At 63.4% G+C, this 14,694-nt stretch carries 14 protein-coding genes; 2 read left to right on the forward strand and 12 right to left on the reverse strand.

The annotated features are described in order from the left end of the window. Positions 1-5 precede the first annotated feature (5 nt). From EIP85_RS11305 to EIP85_RS11355, 11 genes are all read right to left on the reverse strand, one after another. Complete coding sequence (locus tag EIP85_RS11305) at positions 6-1,097, reverse strand: C45 family autoproteolytic acyltransferase/hydrolase (RefSeq protein WP_127902288.1); 1,092 nt, start codon at positions 1,095-1,097, stop codon at positions 6-8. Further along, entirely contained in the window at positions 1,094-2,110 is a 1,017-nt protein-coding gene (locus EIP85_RS11310) for an ABC transporter ATP-binding protein (RefSeq protein ID WP_127902289.1), read from the reverse strand. Before EIP85_RS11310 ends, EIP85_RS11305 begins: the two co-directional genes overlap by 4 nt. Further along, complete coding sequence (locus EIP85_RS11315) at positions 2,103-3,119, reverse strand: ABC transporter ATP-binding protein (RefSeq protein ID WP_127902290.1); 1,017 nt, start codon at positions 3,117-3,119, stop codon at positions 2,103-2,105. Before EIP85_RS11315 ends, EIP85_RS11310 begins: the two co-directional genes overlap by 8 nt. After that, positions 3,116-4,009, reverse strand: a complete 894-nt coding sequence (locus EIP85_RS11320) for an ABC transporter permease (RefSeq protein WP_127902291.1) — start codon at positions 4,007-4,009, stop codon at positions 3,116-3,118. Before EIP85_RS11320 ends, EIP85_RS11315 begins: the two co-directional genes overlap by 4 nt. Next, positions 4,006-5,013 carry an ABC transporter permease gene (locus EIP85_RS11325; protein ID WP_127902292.1) on the reverse strand — a complete coding sequence of 336 codons (1,008 nt, stop codon included), beginning with the start codon at positions 5,011-5,013 and terminating at the stop codon, positions 4,006-4,008. Before EIP85_RS11325 ends, EIP85_RS11320 begins: the two co-directional genes overlap by 4 nt. Positions 5,014-5,037: 24 nt before the next feature. After that, positions 5,038-6,552 (reverse strand): ABC transporter substrate-binding protein, encoded by a 1,515-nt coding sequence (locus tag EIP85_RS11330; protein ID WP_127902293.1) that lies wholly within the window; start codon positions 6,550-6,552, stop codon positions 5,038-5,040. A 230-nt stretch (positions 6,553-6,782) separates the two neighbouring features. Then, positions 6,783-8,123, reverse strand: a complete 1,341-nt coding sequence (gene rpoN / locus EIP85_RS11335; protein WP_127902294.1) for an RNA polymerase factor sigma-54 — start codon at positions 8,121-8,123, stop codon at positions 6,783-6,785. A 441-nt stretch (positions 8,124-8,564) separates the two neighbouring features. Next, entirely contained in the window at positions 8,565-8,882 is a 318-nt protein-coding gene (locus EIP85_RS11340; protein WP_127902295.1) for an H-NS histone family protein, read from the reverse strand. 552 nt (positions 8,883-9,434) lie between these two features. After that, entirely contained in the window at positions 9,435-9,728 is a 294-nt protein-coding gene (locus EIP85_RS11345; protein WP_127902296.1) for a hypothetical protein, read from the reverse strand. Positions 9,729-10,283: 555 nt separating this feature from the next. Continuing rightward, the gene (locus tag EIP85_RS11350; RefSeq protein WP_127902297.1) at positions 10,284-10,721 is read right to left on the reverse strand and encodes a hypothetical protein; all 438 of its coding nucleotides are present in this window, start codon (positions 10,719-10,721) and stop codon (positions 10,284-10,286) included. A gap of 371 nt (positions 10,722-11,092) precedes the next feature. Beyond that, positions 11,093-12,064, reverse strand: coding sequence for a LysR family transcriptional regulator (locus EIP85_RS11355; RefSeq protein WP_127902298.1), 972 nt, complete (start codon positions 12,062-12,064; stop codon positions 11,093-11,095). Between the two features lie 113 nt (positions 12,065-12,177). Here EIP85_RS11355 and EIP85_RS11360 point away from each other — a divergent pair, with 113 nt between their 5' ends. Both EIP85_RS11360 and EIP85_RS11365 read left to right on the forward strand, forming a co-directional pair. Then, complete coding sequence (locus EIP85_RS11360) at positions 12,178-12,813, forward strand: sulfotransferase family protein (protein WP_127902299.1); 636 nt, start codon at positions 12,178-12,180, stop codon at positions 12,811-12,813. An 84-nt stretch (positions 12,814-12,897) separates the two neighbouring features. Continuing rightward, positions 12,898-13,329, forward strand: coding sequence for a nuclear transport factor 2 family protein (locus tag EIP85_RS11365; protein WP_127902300.1), 432 nt, complete (start codon positions 12,898-12,900; stop codon positions 13,327-13,329). Between the two features lie 344 nt (positions 13,330-13,673). Here EIP85_RS11365 and EIP85_RS11370 read toward each other — a convergent pair whose 3' ends face one another. Continuing rightward, positions 13,674-14,552: a hypothetical protein gene (locus EIP85_RS11370; protein WP_127902301.1), complete on the reverse strand. Its 879-nt coding sequence runs from the start codon at positions 14,550-14,552 to the stop codon at positions 13,674-13,676. Positions 14,553-14,694: the final 142 nt, after the last annotated feature.

Below are 14,694 nucleotides of genomic sequence, written 5' to 3' on the forward strand. Positions count from 1 at the left end.
GCGGTCTAGAGGCGCATGAGGTGCCAAGGGCCGGTGCAGGGGTTGTCGAGGCAAGCATACATGAGCCGCGACGCGCAGCAATAAACGACGCTGGAGATCGTGCGCGTGCCGCCCGCATCCGGGTGCTGGCAGAGTGGCCCCGCCTGCGAAGCATCCCCGCGATGCGTGGCCATGAGCCGAGCTGCCCTCTGTGCCGACCACTCGGCACCGGGCACGGTTCGATCAAGAAACGCACGTCGGTCATGCGACGTATCCTCGATCGTGCTTACGGGATCGGTCAGGGTTTCCAGTGCAAGCATCGTCGAAGTGAAATGGTTCGTTCGACACACCCGCGGCGCCATCTCGACGGCGACCGCGGTGGTGCCCAACTCGATCGCTGCAACGTCGCCCTGCGCATCCGCCATCACCAGACTGCCGCCGCCAACGTGAGGTTGCGCGCGGATGAATCGGACTGCATCCGCGACCGACGCGAACTGCGACAGCAGCCGGGTCATTAGGAAATAGCGTAGCCAGCCGGGGCGATGCCGGTGGGTACCGATCTGCGTGTCCACTATGGCGAGGCCTGCGCCATTCATCCCGCTGGAATATGCGCCGGGGCTGCCAAGGCTGCCCAAGCAGAACATCGGGCCTTGTGCCAGATCCGGCCCCTCGTGCCGAAAGACACGTTGAATGCCAGAATGGGCGCCAGAGAAATCGCGGTTCTTGACGACGATCGGACCGTCCTTGCCGCCATCGACCGCCCAAGCGCTGCATCCGTCCGAAAGACCGTCCGGCACCGCGGATAGATCATGCAGGATCCCCAGGTGCAGGGCGGCGAACAGGCGATCAACGGGTATACCGAAGCCCTCGGCGACGCCAGAGAGCTCCTCCAGTTCCGGCATGCAGCTACTGCGGGCGAAGGCCATCTGTGCATCGAGGAACTGACCAGCCCGGGTGGTCAGCAGTCCTTTGGTCTCGGCCTCCGTCAGCCGGTCGGCGGTGACCCGACGCACCGCATCGCAGGCTGCACGCCCGGCGGCGGCCTGAGCCAGCCCCCGTTGGAAGGGCGTCCCTTCGAGCGCGAAGGGTTCGGCATCCGCAGGAGGCCACGTGCTCATGCAGTCACCTCTTCCTGCAGGTTGAGGTCTTCGCCCAGTCGGTGGCAGGATGCATGGTGGCCGATGCCGAGCGTCTGCGACGTCGGAGACTGACTGCGGCAGAGGTCGGTCGCCAGCGGGCAGCGCGTGTGAAACTTGCACCCGCTGGGTGGATCGAGCGGCGAGGGAAGATCGCCCATCAGCCTGACACGGTGCCGCCCGCCCTGTGCCTCGACCTTGGGCACTGCGGACATCAGCGTTTGCGTGTAAGGGTGTCGCGGCCGTTCGAGGATTGCCTGGACCGGGCCGATCTCTACCACCTCTCCCAGATACATCACGGCGACGCGGTCACTGAGGTAGCCGATCACCGAAATGTCGTGCGAGATGAAGAGGTAGGTCAGCCCCATGTCACGTTTGAGGTCGGACAGGAGCTCGATGATCTGGGCCTGGATCGACACATCGAGCGCCGAGACAGGTTCGTCGCAGACGATGAACTCCGGACGGCTGACAAGGGCGCGGGCGATGCCGATCCGCTGGCGCTGACCGCCCGAGAACTGGTGTGGATACCTGTCCAGATGCGCGGTCTTGAGGCCGACCTTCTCGATGATCGCAGCGACCATGTCCCGCGTCTCGGCCTTACCCCTGGCGAGGCCGTGAAGCCGCAGAGGCAGACCCACGATATCGGCGACCGTGCGCCGGGGATTGAGAGAGGCATATGGGTCCTGGAAGATGATCTGCATCCGCCGCCGCATCGCCTTCATCTCGTGCGGTGGGAGGGACGATACGTCGATGCCGTCGAAACGAATGCCGCCTCGCGTGGGCTCGTGCAGCCGCAGAATTGTCCGGCCTAGCGTCGATTTTCCACAGCCGCTTTCTCCGATCAGGCCGAGGATCTCGCCCCGCTCGACGGACAGGCTGACATCGCTGACGGCCTTCACCTCCAGCGTCGGCCGGCCCATCAGACGGCCGACGATGCTGGGTGTGCCGCGGTAGACTTTCGTCAGGCCCGTGACGGACAGCAGCGGTTCAGCCATGAGCCTCTCCCCCATCGTGAAGGCGAATGCATCGGGCCTTGCGGCCGGGGCCTGAGCTTTGCATGTGAATGCGGGCAAGGCAGCCCAGACCGGCCTCGGGGCAGCGGGAATGAAAGCGGCATTGCTCCGGCAGGTTGATCAGTTCGGGCACCTGTCCCGTGATCGGGTGGATCTTCTCGCCCCGCAGGGCGGGACGTGGAATCGATGCCAAAAGGCCCTTCGTGTAGGGGTGGCGCGGATCACCGATGACGGCCTGCGTCGGTCCCTCTTCGACGACCTCGCCGGCATACATCACCATCACCCGGTCGCAATGCTCGGCCACCACGGCAAGGTCATGGGTGATCAAGACGACGCTCATCCCCAGCTTTGCACGGATATCGGCAATCAGTTCCAGAACCTGCGCCTGGATTGTCACGTCCAGCGCGGTGGTGGGTTCGTCCGCAATCAGGAGTTTCGGGCGCGAGGAGAGTGCGATAGCGATCATCATGCGTTGCCGCATTCCGCCCGAGAATTCGTGCGGGTATTGGCGCAGTCTTTCGGTGGGGGAGGGGATGCCGACGAGGCGCAGCATCTCGACCGCGCGGTCGGTGATCGCCCGGCGGCGTGCCGGACCGCGACGGGGCAGGCCCTCGTCATGCGCTTCCAGCACCTCGGAGATCTGTTCGCCGACGGTAAGCGCGGGGTTCAGCGCGGTCAGCGCGTCCTGCATCGTCATCGCGATGTCCCGGCCACGGATCGCCCGCATCTGCCGGGGCGATAGCGTGCGCAGGTCCTGCCCGTCGAAGCGGACGGTTCCCGCCTCGATCTGCCCTGGTGGCCGGATCAGTCCCATGACCGAGGCGAAGGTGACGCTCTTGCCGGAGCCGGACTCCCCCACGACCCCGAGGCATTCGCCCCGCCGGACGATGACGTCGACGCCATCGACGGCGCGCACAGCGCCCGCTCGGGTATGAAAGGCGGTGCGCAGCCCCGCGACTTCAAGAAGGTATCCGGGAAGGGGCGCGGTCATTCGTGGAACCTCGGGTCGAAGGCATCGCGCAGGCCCTGGCTCGCCACGTTCAGCGCCAGCACAAGCAGCAGGATGGCCAGGCCGGGGAAGGTGCTCACCCACCACGCCTGCATGATGAAGGCGCGCCCGTCCGCCACCATCGCGCCCCAGGACGCGGTCGGTGGCTGCACCCCGAGACCAAGAAAGCTGAGACTGGCCTCAAGGATGATCACGTTCGCCATGCGGATGGTCGACACGACAATAACGGGTGACAGGATGTTGGGCAGGATTTCCCGTAGCATGATGTGACGGTTCGAGGCACCGAGTGCCCGCGCGGCCTCGACATATTCCTGTTCGCGCGTGGCAAGTGTCTCTGCCCGGACAACGCGGCAGGGGATGACCCATTCCTTGTAGACCAACGCCAGGATGATGTTGCCCAACCCGGCGCCCATCATCGCCATCAGGCCGATCGCGAAGATCAGGTAGGGAAAGCCCAGCAGGATATCTACAGTGCGCGAGATGATCGTGTCGACCCAGCCGCCCAGATAGCCCGCGGCAAGGCCGGCAAGGATGCCAATGCTGGTCGCGATGAAGACCACCGTTGCCCCCACGAGCATTGACACGCGCGAGCCATAGATGATGCGCGACAGGATATCGCGGCCAAGGGCGTCGCAACCCAGCACGTGGGCCCAGTCGCCGCCCGCTTGCCAGGCCGGCGGTTGCAGGCGGCGGAAGAGGTCCGTCGCGTTCGGATCCTGCGGCGCGATGAGCGGCGCGAAGAGCGCCAGCGCGACGAAGATCAGAACGAGGATCGCGCTGCCAGCGGCAAGGCGGTTCTCTGCGAAGACGGCGAGGTTGCGCAGCAGCAGCGATTGGGACGGGGTGGGACGGGTCACTGCGGCATCGCTCATAGTTTCACCCGCGGGTTCAGGAAGGTGTAGAGGATGTCGGCGACGAAGTTCAGAAGCACGTAGGTGACCGCATAAAGCAGCACCGCCGCCTGGACGAGCGGGTAGTCCCGAACGAAGATGCTGTCGACCACCAGCCGCCCCAGCCCGGGCCAGCCGAAGACCGTCTCGACGATCATGTTGCCGCCAAGCAGGGAACCGGTCTCGATCGCGGCGACCGAGACGGTCGGGATCAGCGCGTTCTTCAGGGCATGGCGGATCAGGATGCGGGTCCGTGACAGACCCTTTGCTTCGGCAAAGGTGATGTAGTCCTGCCGCAGCACTTCCAGCATCGAGGTGCGCGTGACGCGCATCAAGACGGCCGTCATCGGCAGGCCAAGCGTGATGGCGGGCAGCAGGATATGCTTCAGGGCATCAAGGAAGGCCGCGGGATCGCCGCGCAACAGCGTATCGATCAAAAGGAAACCGGTGATGGGTTTGATGCTGGTCGCGAACCCCATCCGGCCAGAAACGGGCAGGATGTGCAACTGCACGGCGAAGAGCATCAGCAGCAGGATGCCGAACCAGAAGCCGGGTAGCGAGACCCCCAGAAGCGATCCGACCGTCGCCAATTTGTCTAGCACAGAGTTCTTCTTGACGGCGGCCAGAACGCCAAGCGGAATAGCCGTCATGAGGGCGATTAGAAGCGCTACCACGCTGAGTTCGATAGTGGCCGGCAGGCGTTCGGCGATCACCTGCGCGACGGGCCGCTTGTAGTAAAAGCTTTCACCGAAATTGCCTGTCGCGGCATGGCCGATGAACAGGGCCAGGCGTTCGTAGGCGGGACGATCCAGCCCCAGATCGTGACGCAGTTGGGCTTCCTGTGCCGCGGACACGTTCTGGTCGCCGATCATGATCTGAACGGGGTCGCCGGGGGTCATTGCCATCATCAGAAAGACGATGACGCTGACCCCCAGAAGCACCGGCACGAGCTGCACCAGACGTTCCACGAGTTTGGTGAGGGACATGCCGGTGTCTCCGATATAGCGGGCTTACTTCAGGCAGGCCTTGACGAGGTTCAGCCGGCCGTCGGGGCTTGGCTGCCAGCCGCTCAGACGCTTCGAAACGCCATAGATGTCCTGAGGCACCCAAAGGTAGATGTAGGCGACATCCTTGGCAGCGATCGCCTCGGCCTGTTCATACATCGCAGCGCGCTTGGCACGATCGACCTCCACGGCTGCGCCGTCCAGTAGCTTGTCCACCTTGGGGTTTGAATAGCCCGAGGAATTGCCGCGGCCATCGGTGTGATGCGTCGGCATGAAGATCCCCTGCGGGTCAAGCGAACCGTTGCCCCACGACGTGAAGTACATGTCGCCCGTCTTCGGCTTGCCCATGGTGCGCCACTTCGAGCCCAGCATAGCGCTTTCGCCGACCTGAACCTTGGTCGTGATGCCGCCCTTCGCCATAAGCGAGGCAACGGCTTCCGCCGTGTCCTTGTCGGGGCCGGTTACATCCATCGTGACCTTGATGCCGTTGGGATAGCCCGCTTCCTTCAGCAGTTTGCGCGACAGCGCGGGATCGTAGGCCAAGCCTTTCAGCGCCTTGTTCTTGCCGAAGGCGTCCGGGCTGAGAATGCCGTTGATCGCCACTGCATGGCCGCCCAGGATCTTGTTGATGACCAGCGGCTTGTCGATGGCATGGGCGATCGCCTCGCGCACCCGGATGTCGGTGAACGGCTTTTCCGTCAGGTTCATCGCTATGAAATAGCTGCGGGTACCGTTGACGAAGACTGCCTTGGCATTGCCGCTCGCGTTCACCTGCGACACGGCATAAGGGGGCAGGTGGTCGATGATCTGCGCGTCCCCGGCCAGAAGCGCCGCAACGCGCGAGGAGGATTCCGGAATCGTCTTGAAGATCACGCGATCGACGCAGGCCTTGCCGCCCCAGTAGTCGTCAAAACGCTTCATCACGACCGAGTCACCTTTGTTCCACTGAACAAGCTGGAACGGACCAGTGCCGTCTTCCTGCGTGGCCATGCCGGCCGTGCCGACCTTGCCGACGAACGCCTTCGAGACGACCTCCTGGAAGGGTAGCATGGCTGGAAGCAGCGACCAGGGCGCGGACAGGGTAACGCGCAGGGTATCCCCGTTCACCACGTCCACGGACTTGATCGGTCCAAGCAGGCTTTGGCGCGGGCTGGTCTGGCCGTCGCCAAGTCCGCCCTTTTCCCAGATCCGATCGAGCGTGAATTTCACGTCTTCGGCGGTCATCGTGCTGCCGTCGTGGAACTTGACGCCTTTACGGATCTTGAACTCGTAGACCGTGGGCGAGATCTGCTTGTAGGACTCGGCCAGCTGCGGCACGACGTGCATCGCAGGATCGCGGGTCAGGATGCCGTCGTACATCTCGCGGATGATTGTTTCCGTGTTCGTGTCGCGGTGGTTGGCCGGGTCAAGCGTGGCGGCATCCGCGCTGAAGCCGATCACCAGGTCCTTCGCGGCAACGGTCTGGCTTGTCGCGCCAAAGGCGATCAGCGCGGCCAGACCGGCGCTGGTGAGCTTTCTCATGGGTCAGTCTCCCGTGTTTGGACTTGTAGGCGTTTTCGCTCTTGAACGTCGGCTCTGATATGAGACGCCGTCAGCTGGATACATGCAAATTTGGTGCCAACATTTCAAACCACAGGCGGCGGCTAAAAAAACCAATCATCTCAGGGCGGCTGCAGGGATGTCGGCGGAGTCTCGCCGGTCGCTTTCGACCTCTTGCGTGAGTATCACGCCAGATGAACGAAACGCACGCGTCAGGCCCGGGGTCTCCGCCGCGCCGCTGCGGCGCGCGCGACCGAAGAGGGCAGCCCCAACTCGTCACGGTATTTGGCGACGGTTCTCCGCTCGACCCGGATGCCGTTGGCCTGGAGCGCCGCGCAAAGCGCGGCGTCGCTGAGCGGGCGGGTCTTGTCCTCGGCCCCGATCATCTCCCCGATACGGCGTTTGAGCGCCCCGATCGACCACGCGCTGTTTCCATCCTCCGCAGGAAGGCCGCGCGCGAAGCACCGGCGTAACTCCAGAAGACCGCGCGGAGTGTCGATGGTCATACCCCGAACGATGCGGCTTACGGTGGAGGCGTGCATACCGATGGCTTCTGCCACGTTCTGCAACGACAGGGGGGCCGGAGGTGCCTGCGGATCGGAGAGGAACGCGGATTGCCGCCGCACCACTTCGGAAGCGACGCGAAGGGCCGTCGCATTGCGCTGGTCCACGGCCCGCTTCAAGTCTCGCGCGAAGGTCAGGGCCTCGGCCTCGGTGGGGGTGCGTGTTTCCTTGTCAGTGGCCCGGTCGTCCCGCACAACGATCGTGGGCAGGGTGGTGCCGTTCAACTCGACCCGCCAGCCGTCGCGCGTGCGTTCCGTCAGGAGATCTGGGGGGCGTATCGGCGCTTCTCCGGTTTCGAGGAAACGCGCGCCCGGCTTGGGGTCGAAGCTGCGCACGATTGCGAGGTGGTCTTGAACGGCCTCAAGGGAGATGCCGCACACCTCGGCCAGTCGGTCCGGACCGTCCTCGGCAAGGACCGCGAGATTGTCGAGGATCTGCGCAAGGTCATCGCTCAGTACGCCTTTGTCGCGGGCCTGCAGGCGCAGACACTCCGTTAGCGACCGCGCGAAGAGGCCCGACGGCTCGAACAGCTGTAGGCGATCTAGAACCCGCTCGGCGGCCTCGACGCTGCATCCGCGGGCCTCGGCTATCTCCTCGGCGGTTTCGCCAAGCCAACCATAGGGTTCGAGAGCTTCCAGAAAACCAAAGGCGATGTGCCGGTCCCCGGGATCGGCGAGCGACAGGGAGATCTGCTGCGCGACATGCTCCACGAGGCTTGCCGCGGGACGCCCCAGAAGGTCGATGCCATCGCTGCCTGTCCCGTTCCAGACCTTGCGCCCGATCGCCCGGCCCCCCGGATCGACGGGCCGGCGAGGGGGCGTCACAGGTGGCGGGGTCAGTTCCAGGAAGACATTGGCCTCGGTCGTCTTGGCCAGAAAGGTGTGGAGTTCGGCGTTGTTGTATTTCAACAGGCCGATTGCCTGACGAAGCGAAGTCGTCATCGACAGCGTCCGTCGTTGCGAGATGCCCAGTGAGGGCGTCATAGCCATGTGGTGCCCCCTCCTGTCAGCGCCGGCACAGGGTAGCTGTCAGATGGGCGGGTTGGAAGCCACAGAGGGGCGCGACCCCAGCGGTTCCCTTCGCCGGTTCTACGCCGCCCGATAATCCTTGCTAACCCCCTAGGCAACCATCACGAAAGTCAGCTTCAGACCGGGCCACCACGGTATTCGCCACCGCGAATAACGACCGCTTCGCCGGGCTTCTTACCGGAACCTGCCTGTCACCGCCCTCTGATCATCAGAACCAGGGGGCATGATGATTAGAAGTCAATGGCATGACAATTAGAAGTGTCTCTACGGTTGATCAGAACCTGGAAGGCCGGTCTTTCCCCAGCGTCTTGGCCCGATGCATTGGCCGTGCCGCGAGATGCGGCACGGCCCTCGGGCGCGCGCCCGGTTAGAGGGGCACGCGCCGCATCGCTCCACGCTCTGTCACATTTCGAGTTCTTTGATATCTTTCCCGGCGGCGATGTGCGCTTCGATCCATTTGGGTTTCCGGCCGCGACCGGTCCAGGTCAGGTCGGGATTTTCGGGATGCCGGTATTTCGGAGCGCCAGCGCCGCGCTTCCTGCCTGTGGTCACACCGGCAAGATCGGCGAGGGAGAAGCCGAGCTCTTTCGCCTGCGCTTCAAGCGCGGCGACGGCTTCAGCTTTCTTGCGGCTTTCGAAGTTATCGATCGCCTTGGCAACGTCTTTTTGAAGTTGCTTCAGTTCGGGCAGATCGAGGGTATTGAGGTCGAGTTTGGACATAGGAGTCTCCAGGCTGAATTTCGCTGTCCTATCTGTGAACGTCTGACTCTGCAATCGGATTGAGGTGCGACTGCGATGAATCGCCGATCGGTGGAAAACTGCAGGCGGCGATATTGGAATTGGATCGAGGCGGGCAGCGGGCAATAGGCCTTCAGAAGACTTCGCATCTGCCGCCAACTCTGCCGAGCGCCCGGTCGCGCGCCGTACAATGCCTCATCAAGGCCAAAGGTCTGGTATTTGAAGTATTTCGCCCGGATCGCCCGCAATCTCTGGGCCTGATGACAGCTGAGGATAAGTCTGGGAGGTCGTGCCTTGGCCCTTCCTGTGCGAAGGGCACCGCGGCTCGAGCGCGGACGCGTTGCACCATCACGGGCAGGAACGATGTGAAATCCGCGCACCTTTCAAATGAGCGTCAGCCGATTGATTGGCCTGATCCGAAGTTCAACGGTACCGACGGCGCAATTAGAAGGGTGCTATCCACTCGGTTGGTCGTGATTATTCCCGCGGCGATCCAGCCCGCCGCGGCCTGAAATCGGCCCCTCGACGCTTTGGCTACTTATTCCCGTCGATCCATTTCGACATGAGCCCTCGATCGCGGAAGCATTCGTCCGGGACGGTGCGCCGTTTGATCCGGGCGAGGCGTTCGGCAAAGGCCACTTGCTTTGAACTTGGCAGGTGGTTGATTGGCGCAGGCGGCAGTTTGACCTGATCCTCGATCCAGGCACTGAGGCTGCGGCGATCCTGCTGAACCTCCCAGGGGAGGTTAGTCCGGTTGCGCAGCGCAAGCGACCGCGCGTAGGCGATCTGCCGGGCGGTGACGGGCAGGGGAAAGGGCCTCTCATCCATGGTGATCCTCCTCCGCTGCTCTGCCAGAGGTATAGAACATAACAAGAACAATATCAAGAAACACCCTCCAAAGCGGCGCTGGAAGCGGGCGTGGTAAGAGGGCAGGGGGGTGAACGCTCGGCCACCGGGACCGGACAAGTGGCGACCTCGGCAGCTTCTCAATAGGGGAGACTCCGCCCGTTGCACCAAGTTGCGCGCGACAGGCGGGGCGAAAAGCCCCTCAACCTTGCGGAACGGCCCTCCACGGTCGACGGTCATTGGTTCGAGGCGCCTAACAGGCTGTCCGGGATTGCCAAGTTGTTCCTGGGGTGGCGTTGTCGTAGGTGACGAGGATGTAGATGCCTGACACCCTGCCGCTATCGTCTCTCCGCTCTCTCCTGGCGACACGCCCGATCCGATGCCTTCGATCTACGGGGCGCCGATACCCTCGAAATGAGCACCAGACGAACGCCTCTCAGGCCCATGCCGATTTCGGCCAAACAGCTTGGCAATCCCCGTTTGGGCGGGCTGGGCGGAGGTTGGTGAGTGGCCCCCGCCCAGTTCGTGTCTAAGCAATCAGAGGTGAGCAGCTACGTAGTTGGCCACGGAATTTGCAAGGTCGCGCGGCGCGGCCATTCCGCCACTCGCCTGTACGTTAACGTCGTAGGCCTGCGTGACCGAGGGGATCGTGTCACCGCTCCCGGCCGCGGTAAACGCCGGTTCCTCCAGAAGGACCCTAGCGGTCAATTCCGAGGGGCCGGCAGCGGCGACACGAAGTCCCGTGATCCGAACCTCCAAGATGTTGCCGTGTGGCGACTGCAAGCCGGCCAGCTTCGCGCCGAGCGCATCATTCAACGCGCCCGATACCGCGCCCCATTCACTCGTATTGGGGGCGGGGCCACCCAGCTCATTGACGACGTTGATTTGCTGGATCGTCGATGTATCAGCGAAGGCAGGTGCGCCGACCAGCACCGTAGCGGACATGACCGCGACGGCAGTTCGAATGCTTGTCATGATCGTTCTCCACTCATCGGGCGGCCGGACCTCCAGCCACCGCGGCGTAGATCGGAAGACCTCCGCACACGATCAAGGCACAGGGGAAAAACACTCCGCGCGAGTCCGTGATCTGGCGTGAACTGCCCGATTCGGCAGCCCTCGGGCGGTGGCGTTCAGGTCGACGGAGCGACAATTAAGCGCCCCGATCCCGGTCGTCCGAGTGCTGTAGCGCAGTGCCCGGAAGCTGTCGTTTGCAAAGGTCGTCAGGAACGGCCAAAAGGGCGGGGACTGCCGTTCTCCGGTTCGATACCAAGGCCTGCAGTGTCGACGTTTTGGGCCCCCCGGTTTAAGGCGGCCTGACCGGAACACGCAGTGTTGCTGCCATGTCTTTACGGTTCGACGCCTGGCGAAGACTGAATCAAGGCATCCGGATGCAGCTTCCCTTCCGCCTCGGCATGGAGACGGCGATAGGTCTCGATCACGATGGACCGGATCCAGCTCCCGCCGGCATCGTTGGCAAGCCGCGCGCTCCAGAAGAAGCGGACCAGGACCGGGCCGAGATCGACCGGTGGCCTCATCGCGCGAAGACCGAACGCATCCATGTCCCAGGCCAGCAATATGGCTGGGAAGGTTGCCAGGAAGTCCGACTTCGCCAGAAGCGATGCGACGCCCGCTGAATCCCCGATCATTGCGCTCACGCGTCGTGCACCGGCATCGCCCCGAGGGGCGACTGGGAACGGATTCTGCGTGGACCGGGTGACGTTGACCATCAGGTGCGGGTAGCGACGCCATGCCTCTATCCCCCAGGCATCACAAGCCGGGTGATCCCGCCGGGCGAAGGTCACCCAGGAGAACGGATCCATCACCTGCTCCTCCAGGCCCTCTGGAAGGCGCGGCTCGCCGCCAAGGTGCGCAAGGTCGATAAGCCCTTCGCTCAGGGCGGTGTAGACATCGTGATGCGCGGGAAGCCATTCGATCTTCACGTTAGGTGCTTCCGCCTCAACCCGGGTCGAGACCTCCGCGATGACCTTCGTGAGCGTCGGCATGGCGATCCGGAAGACGCGGTCGCTCGTCGCCGGGTCGAACAGGGTCCTCGGCGCGATCACCCGGCGTATGCTCCGAAGGATTGGGCGCACGTCCTCTATGATCATTTCGGCAAACGGGCTCGGCTGCATGGTCCCGCGGACGCGGACGAGCAGCGGATCCCCGAGCTGGTCTCTCAGTCGGGCAAGCGAATGGCTCACGGCCGACTGTGTGCGCCCGATTTTTTCGGCGGTCGCGGTGACGCTCCGCGTCTCCATGAGCACCTCGAAGACGACGAGGAGATTGAGATCGACATTATGTAGATCAATCTCATTCATGAGTTATGAAAACGTTTCGTTCGACTTAGGCAGGCATGTAGCGCCATCATCATCCCATAAAAGGCCATTTAGGCAATCTCGATAGATCCCATTCATAGAGGAGAACCGGGGCTATGGCACTTGAAATCATCGGCGCCGGGTTCGGACGGACCGGTACATTTTCGTTGAAGGCGGCGCTCGAGCGTCTGGGTTTCGGGCCTTGCCACCACATGTCGGAGGTGATCGGCGATCCCGTGCAGATAAGACTCTGGAACGAGGCTGCGGAGGGCCACCCGGACTACGCTCGCATATTCGCCGGCTTCCGCTCGGCGGTTGACTTTCCGGTATCGGCCTATTGGCAGGACATCCTGGCGGTGACCCCCAGTGCGAAGGTCATTCTGTCCGACCGCGATCCGGAGGATTGGTATGGAAGCTTCTCGCAGACCATCCTGCCGCTCATCCTCGACAGAACTTCGTGGCCGGACGACCGCCGCGCCTGGTTCGAGATGATCGATCGCGTGATTGTCGGAAAGGCGCTTGGTGGGCGGAGTGACCGCGAGGGCATCCTCGCTGCCTACCGCGGGAACGCGGCAGCGGCGCACGAGCTTGTCGCCGAGGGGCGCGCCCTGGTGTTCCGCGCGCGGGACGGCTGGGGGCCGCTCTGCCGGTTCCTGGGCGTCGAGATGCCGGACGAACCCTATCCAAAGACCAATCCCCGTGCCGAGTTCTTCGCTTCAGTGAAGTCCGGCGTCGAAGAAGCCTCCAGCTGAACGCATCCCGCGAAGTCAAACAACGAGCGAATCCCGGTGCGGGCCGGGAACGGCTTTGCTCAATTTGAGGAAGGGAGACACATCATGTCCGCAAAGAACGAAGTTCTTGCCGCATCGGCGAAATTTTATGAAGCGCTCAACCGTATGGCCGCTGGCGATGCAGCGCCGATGGCCGATGTCTGGGCCCGAAGCGGCGAGGTGTCCGCACAGCATCCGATCGGTGGCCGTGACGAGGGGTACGAAACGGTCGTCGACAGCTTCGCGAAGGTCGCATCGATTGCGGGTGGGGGCGAGATCAGGCTCCTCCATCAGAAGGTCGATGTCGGATCCGACATGGCGGTCGAGGCCGGCGTCGAAACCGGAACGCTCATCATCGCAGGCCACAAGGCGAGCATTCATCACCGCGTGACCAACGTCTACCGGCGCGTAGACGGAGACTGGAAGCTGGCACACCACCACACGGACCTGTCCGAGGCGATGCTGGGTATCCTGAAGCTTCTGAGCGAGGCCGCCTGACGGTCTTCCATCGCGTGGACTGCGGGAGGCTTGCGCCGTCCGCTTTCCACTTTTGGCGACGCGCATAAGCTGGCAGGGAAGGGCCGAGCGGGGCTCACCTAAGCAGTAGTACGTCCTCGGCGCCACTACGGCAGCTTCGGACAAGACCGACGCGCAAGTACCCCCTCGACGGTCTGCTTCGTGCCCTCAAGCATCCCATCTGTTCAGGGCCCGCGCTGGGTTCCCCGAGAGCGGTCGTTCGCGGAGCGTAGGGCCGATGCCCATTGAGCGGGCCAAAGCAGGCCTGATGTGTGGCAGGGTCCCAGGTTCGTATCTCCTGGGTCTTCATCAAAGCGGCTCTAAATTTAGTGATAGGAGCGCCCATTCCAGCTGAAGACGTAATGTGCGCCGTCAAAGCGTAGATCGTGCATCCCGCCGTGCGTCGCTGGCAGGATATGGATCGTGGAGTCGAAGTTGGGCAGATCGATTGCCTTTGTAGAATACCCCGAAGCCGTCGCCATCAAGACATCGCCCGAGCAGCCGGAAGAGCCGCACCAGAGGCTATCTGCCAGGTGGATGAGGAGATCCGGCCGTCCGTCGTCATTGAGATCGGCCTCGCCTACCGTGTAGCCGAGTGCATGATGCTCGACCTTCTGCGCATCGGCAAAGTCGCCTTCAAGCGCGCGGTGGACTGCGGCGTCCTGCTCGGATGTAGGCTTGTCAGCGGGAAGGACATCGCGCCGTCCGGGGACCACGGCGTCGGACGGCGCGGGGGGCGGTGTGGCCGGCTTCGATACGGCGGAATGCGCCTGCTTAGCAGCAGCATAGGCCCTGCCATTGTATTGCAGGATCAGACTTGCGCCTCTGTAGGTATATTTCAGGTCGTACCAGCCGTTCGTCCGGTGCGCGACAGGTTGCGCCGTCCCTGGCGCCTCGAACACGGGCAGCCAGATTCCCGCCGGCGTCCGCCGCAGCACGCTGATCCAGTGCCCCCCGGGATAGCAGGGCCCGGCATCCACGAATGCAACCTCTGGAGCCCCGTCACCATTGAGGTCGGCGAAGGTCAAGCCGGGATTGGCCCGCTTGCCGCATCGGTTGGTGATCTGCGTGCCTTCGAGGGGAAAGCCTGCCGTCAGAAACAGGTTCCTTGCCTCCGTCTTCGACAGCGTCGGCATCGCGTCGGCCCTCGCGTGGGGCGCAAGTGACGCAAGGAAAAGGACAATGGTCAGGAGAGTCTGGCGCATCGCGCGGCTCCCAGACAATGACACCGCGCCATTATGTGGGCGTAGGCGGCCGATGCAAAGAAAAACCCAATAATCCACGAGACAGAGCAGAAGGCGCGAGAGCCTTGCAGGCGGCAGTTTGCCGAGACATCCCCGCCGCTCG

The sequence above is a fragment of the Solirhodobacter olei genome (assembly GCF_004010155.1).
Lineage (GTDB): Bacteria > Pseudomonadota > Alphaproteobacteria > Rhodobacterales > Rhodobacteraceae > Solirhodobacter > Solirhodobacter olei.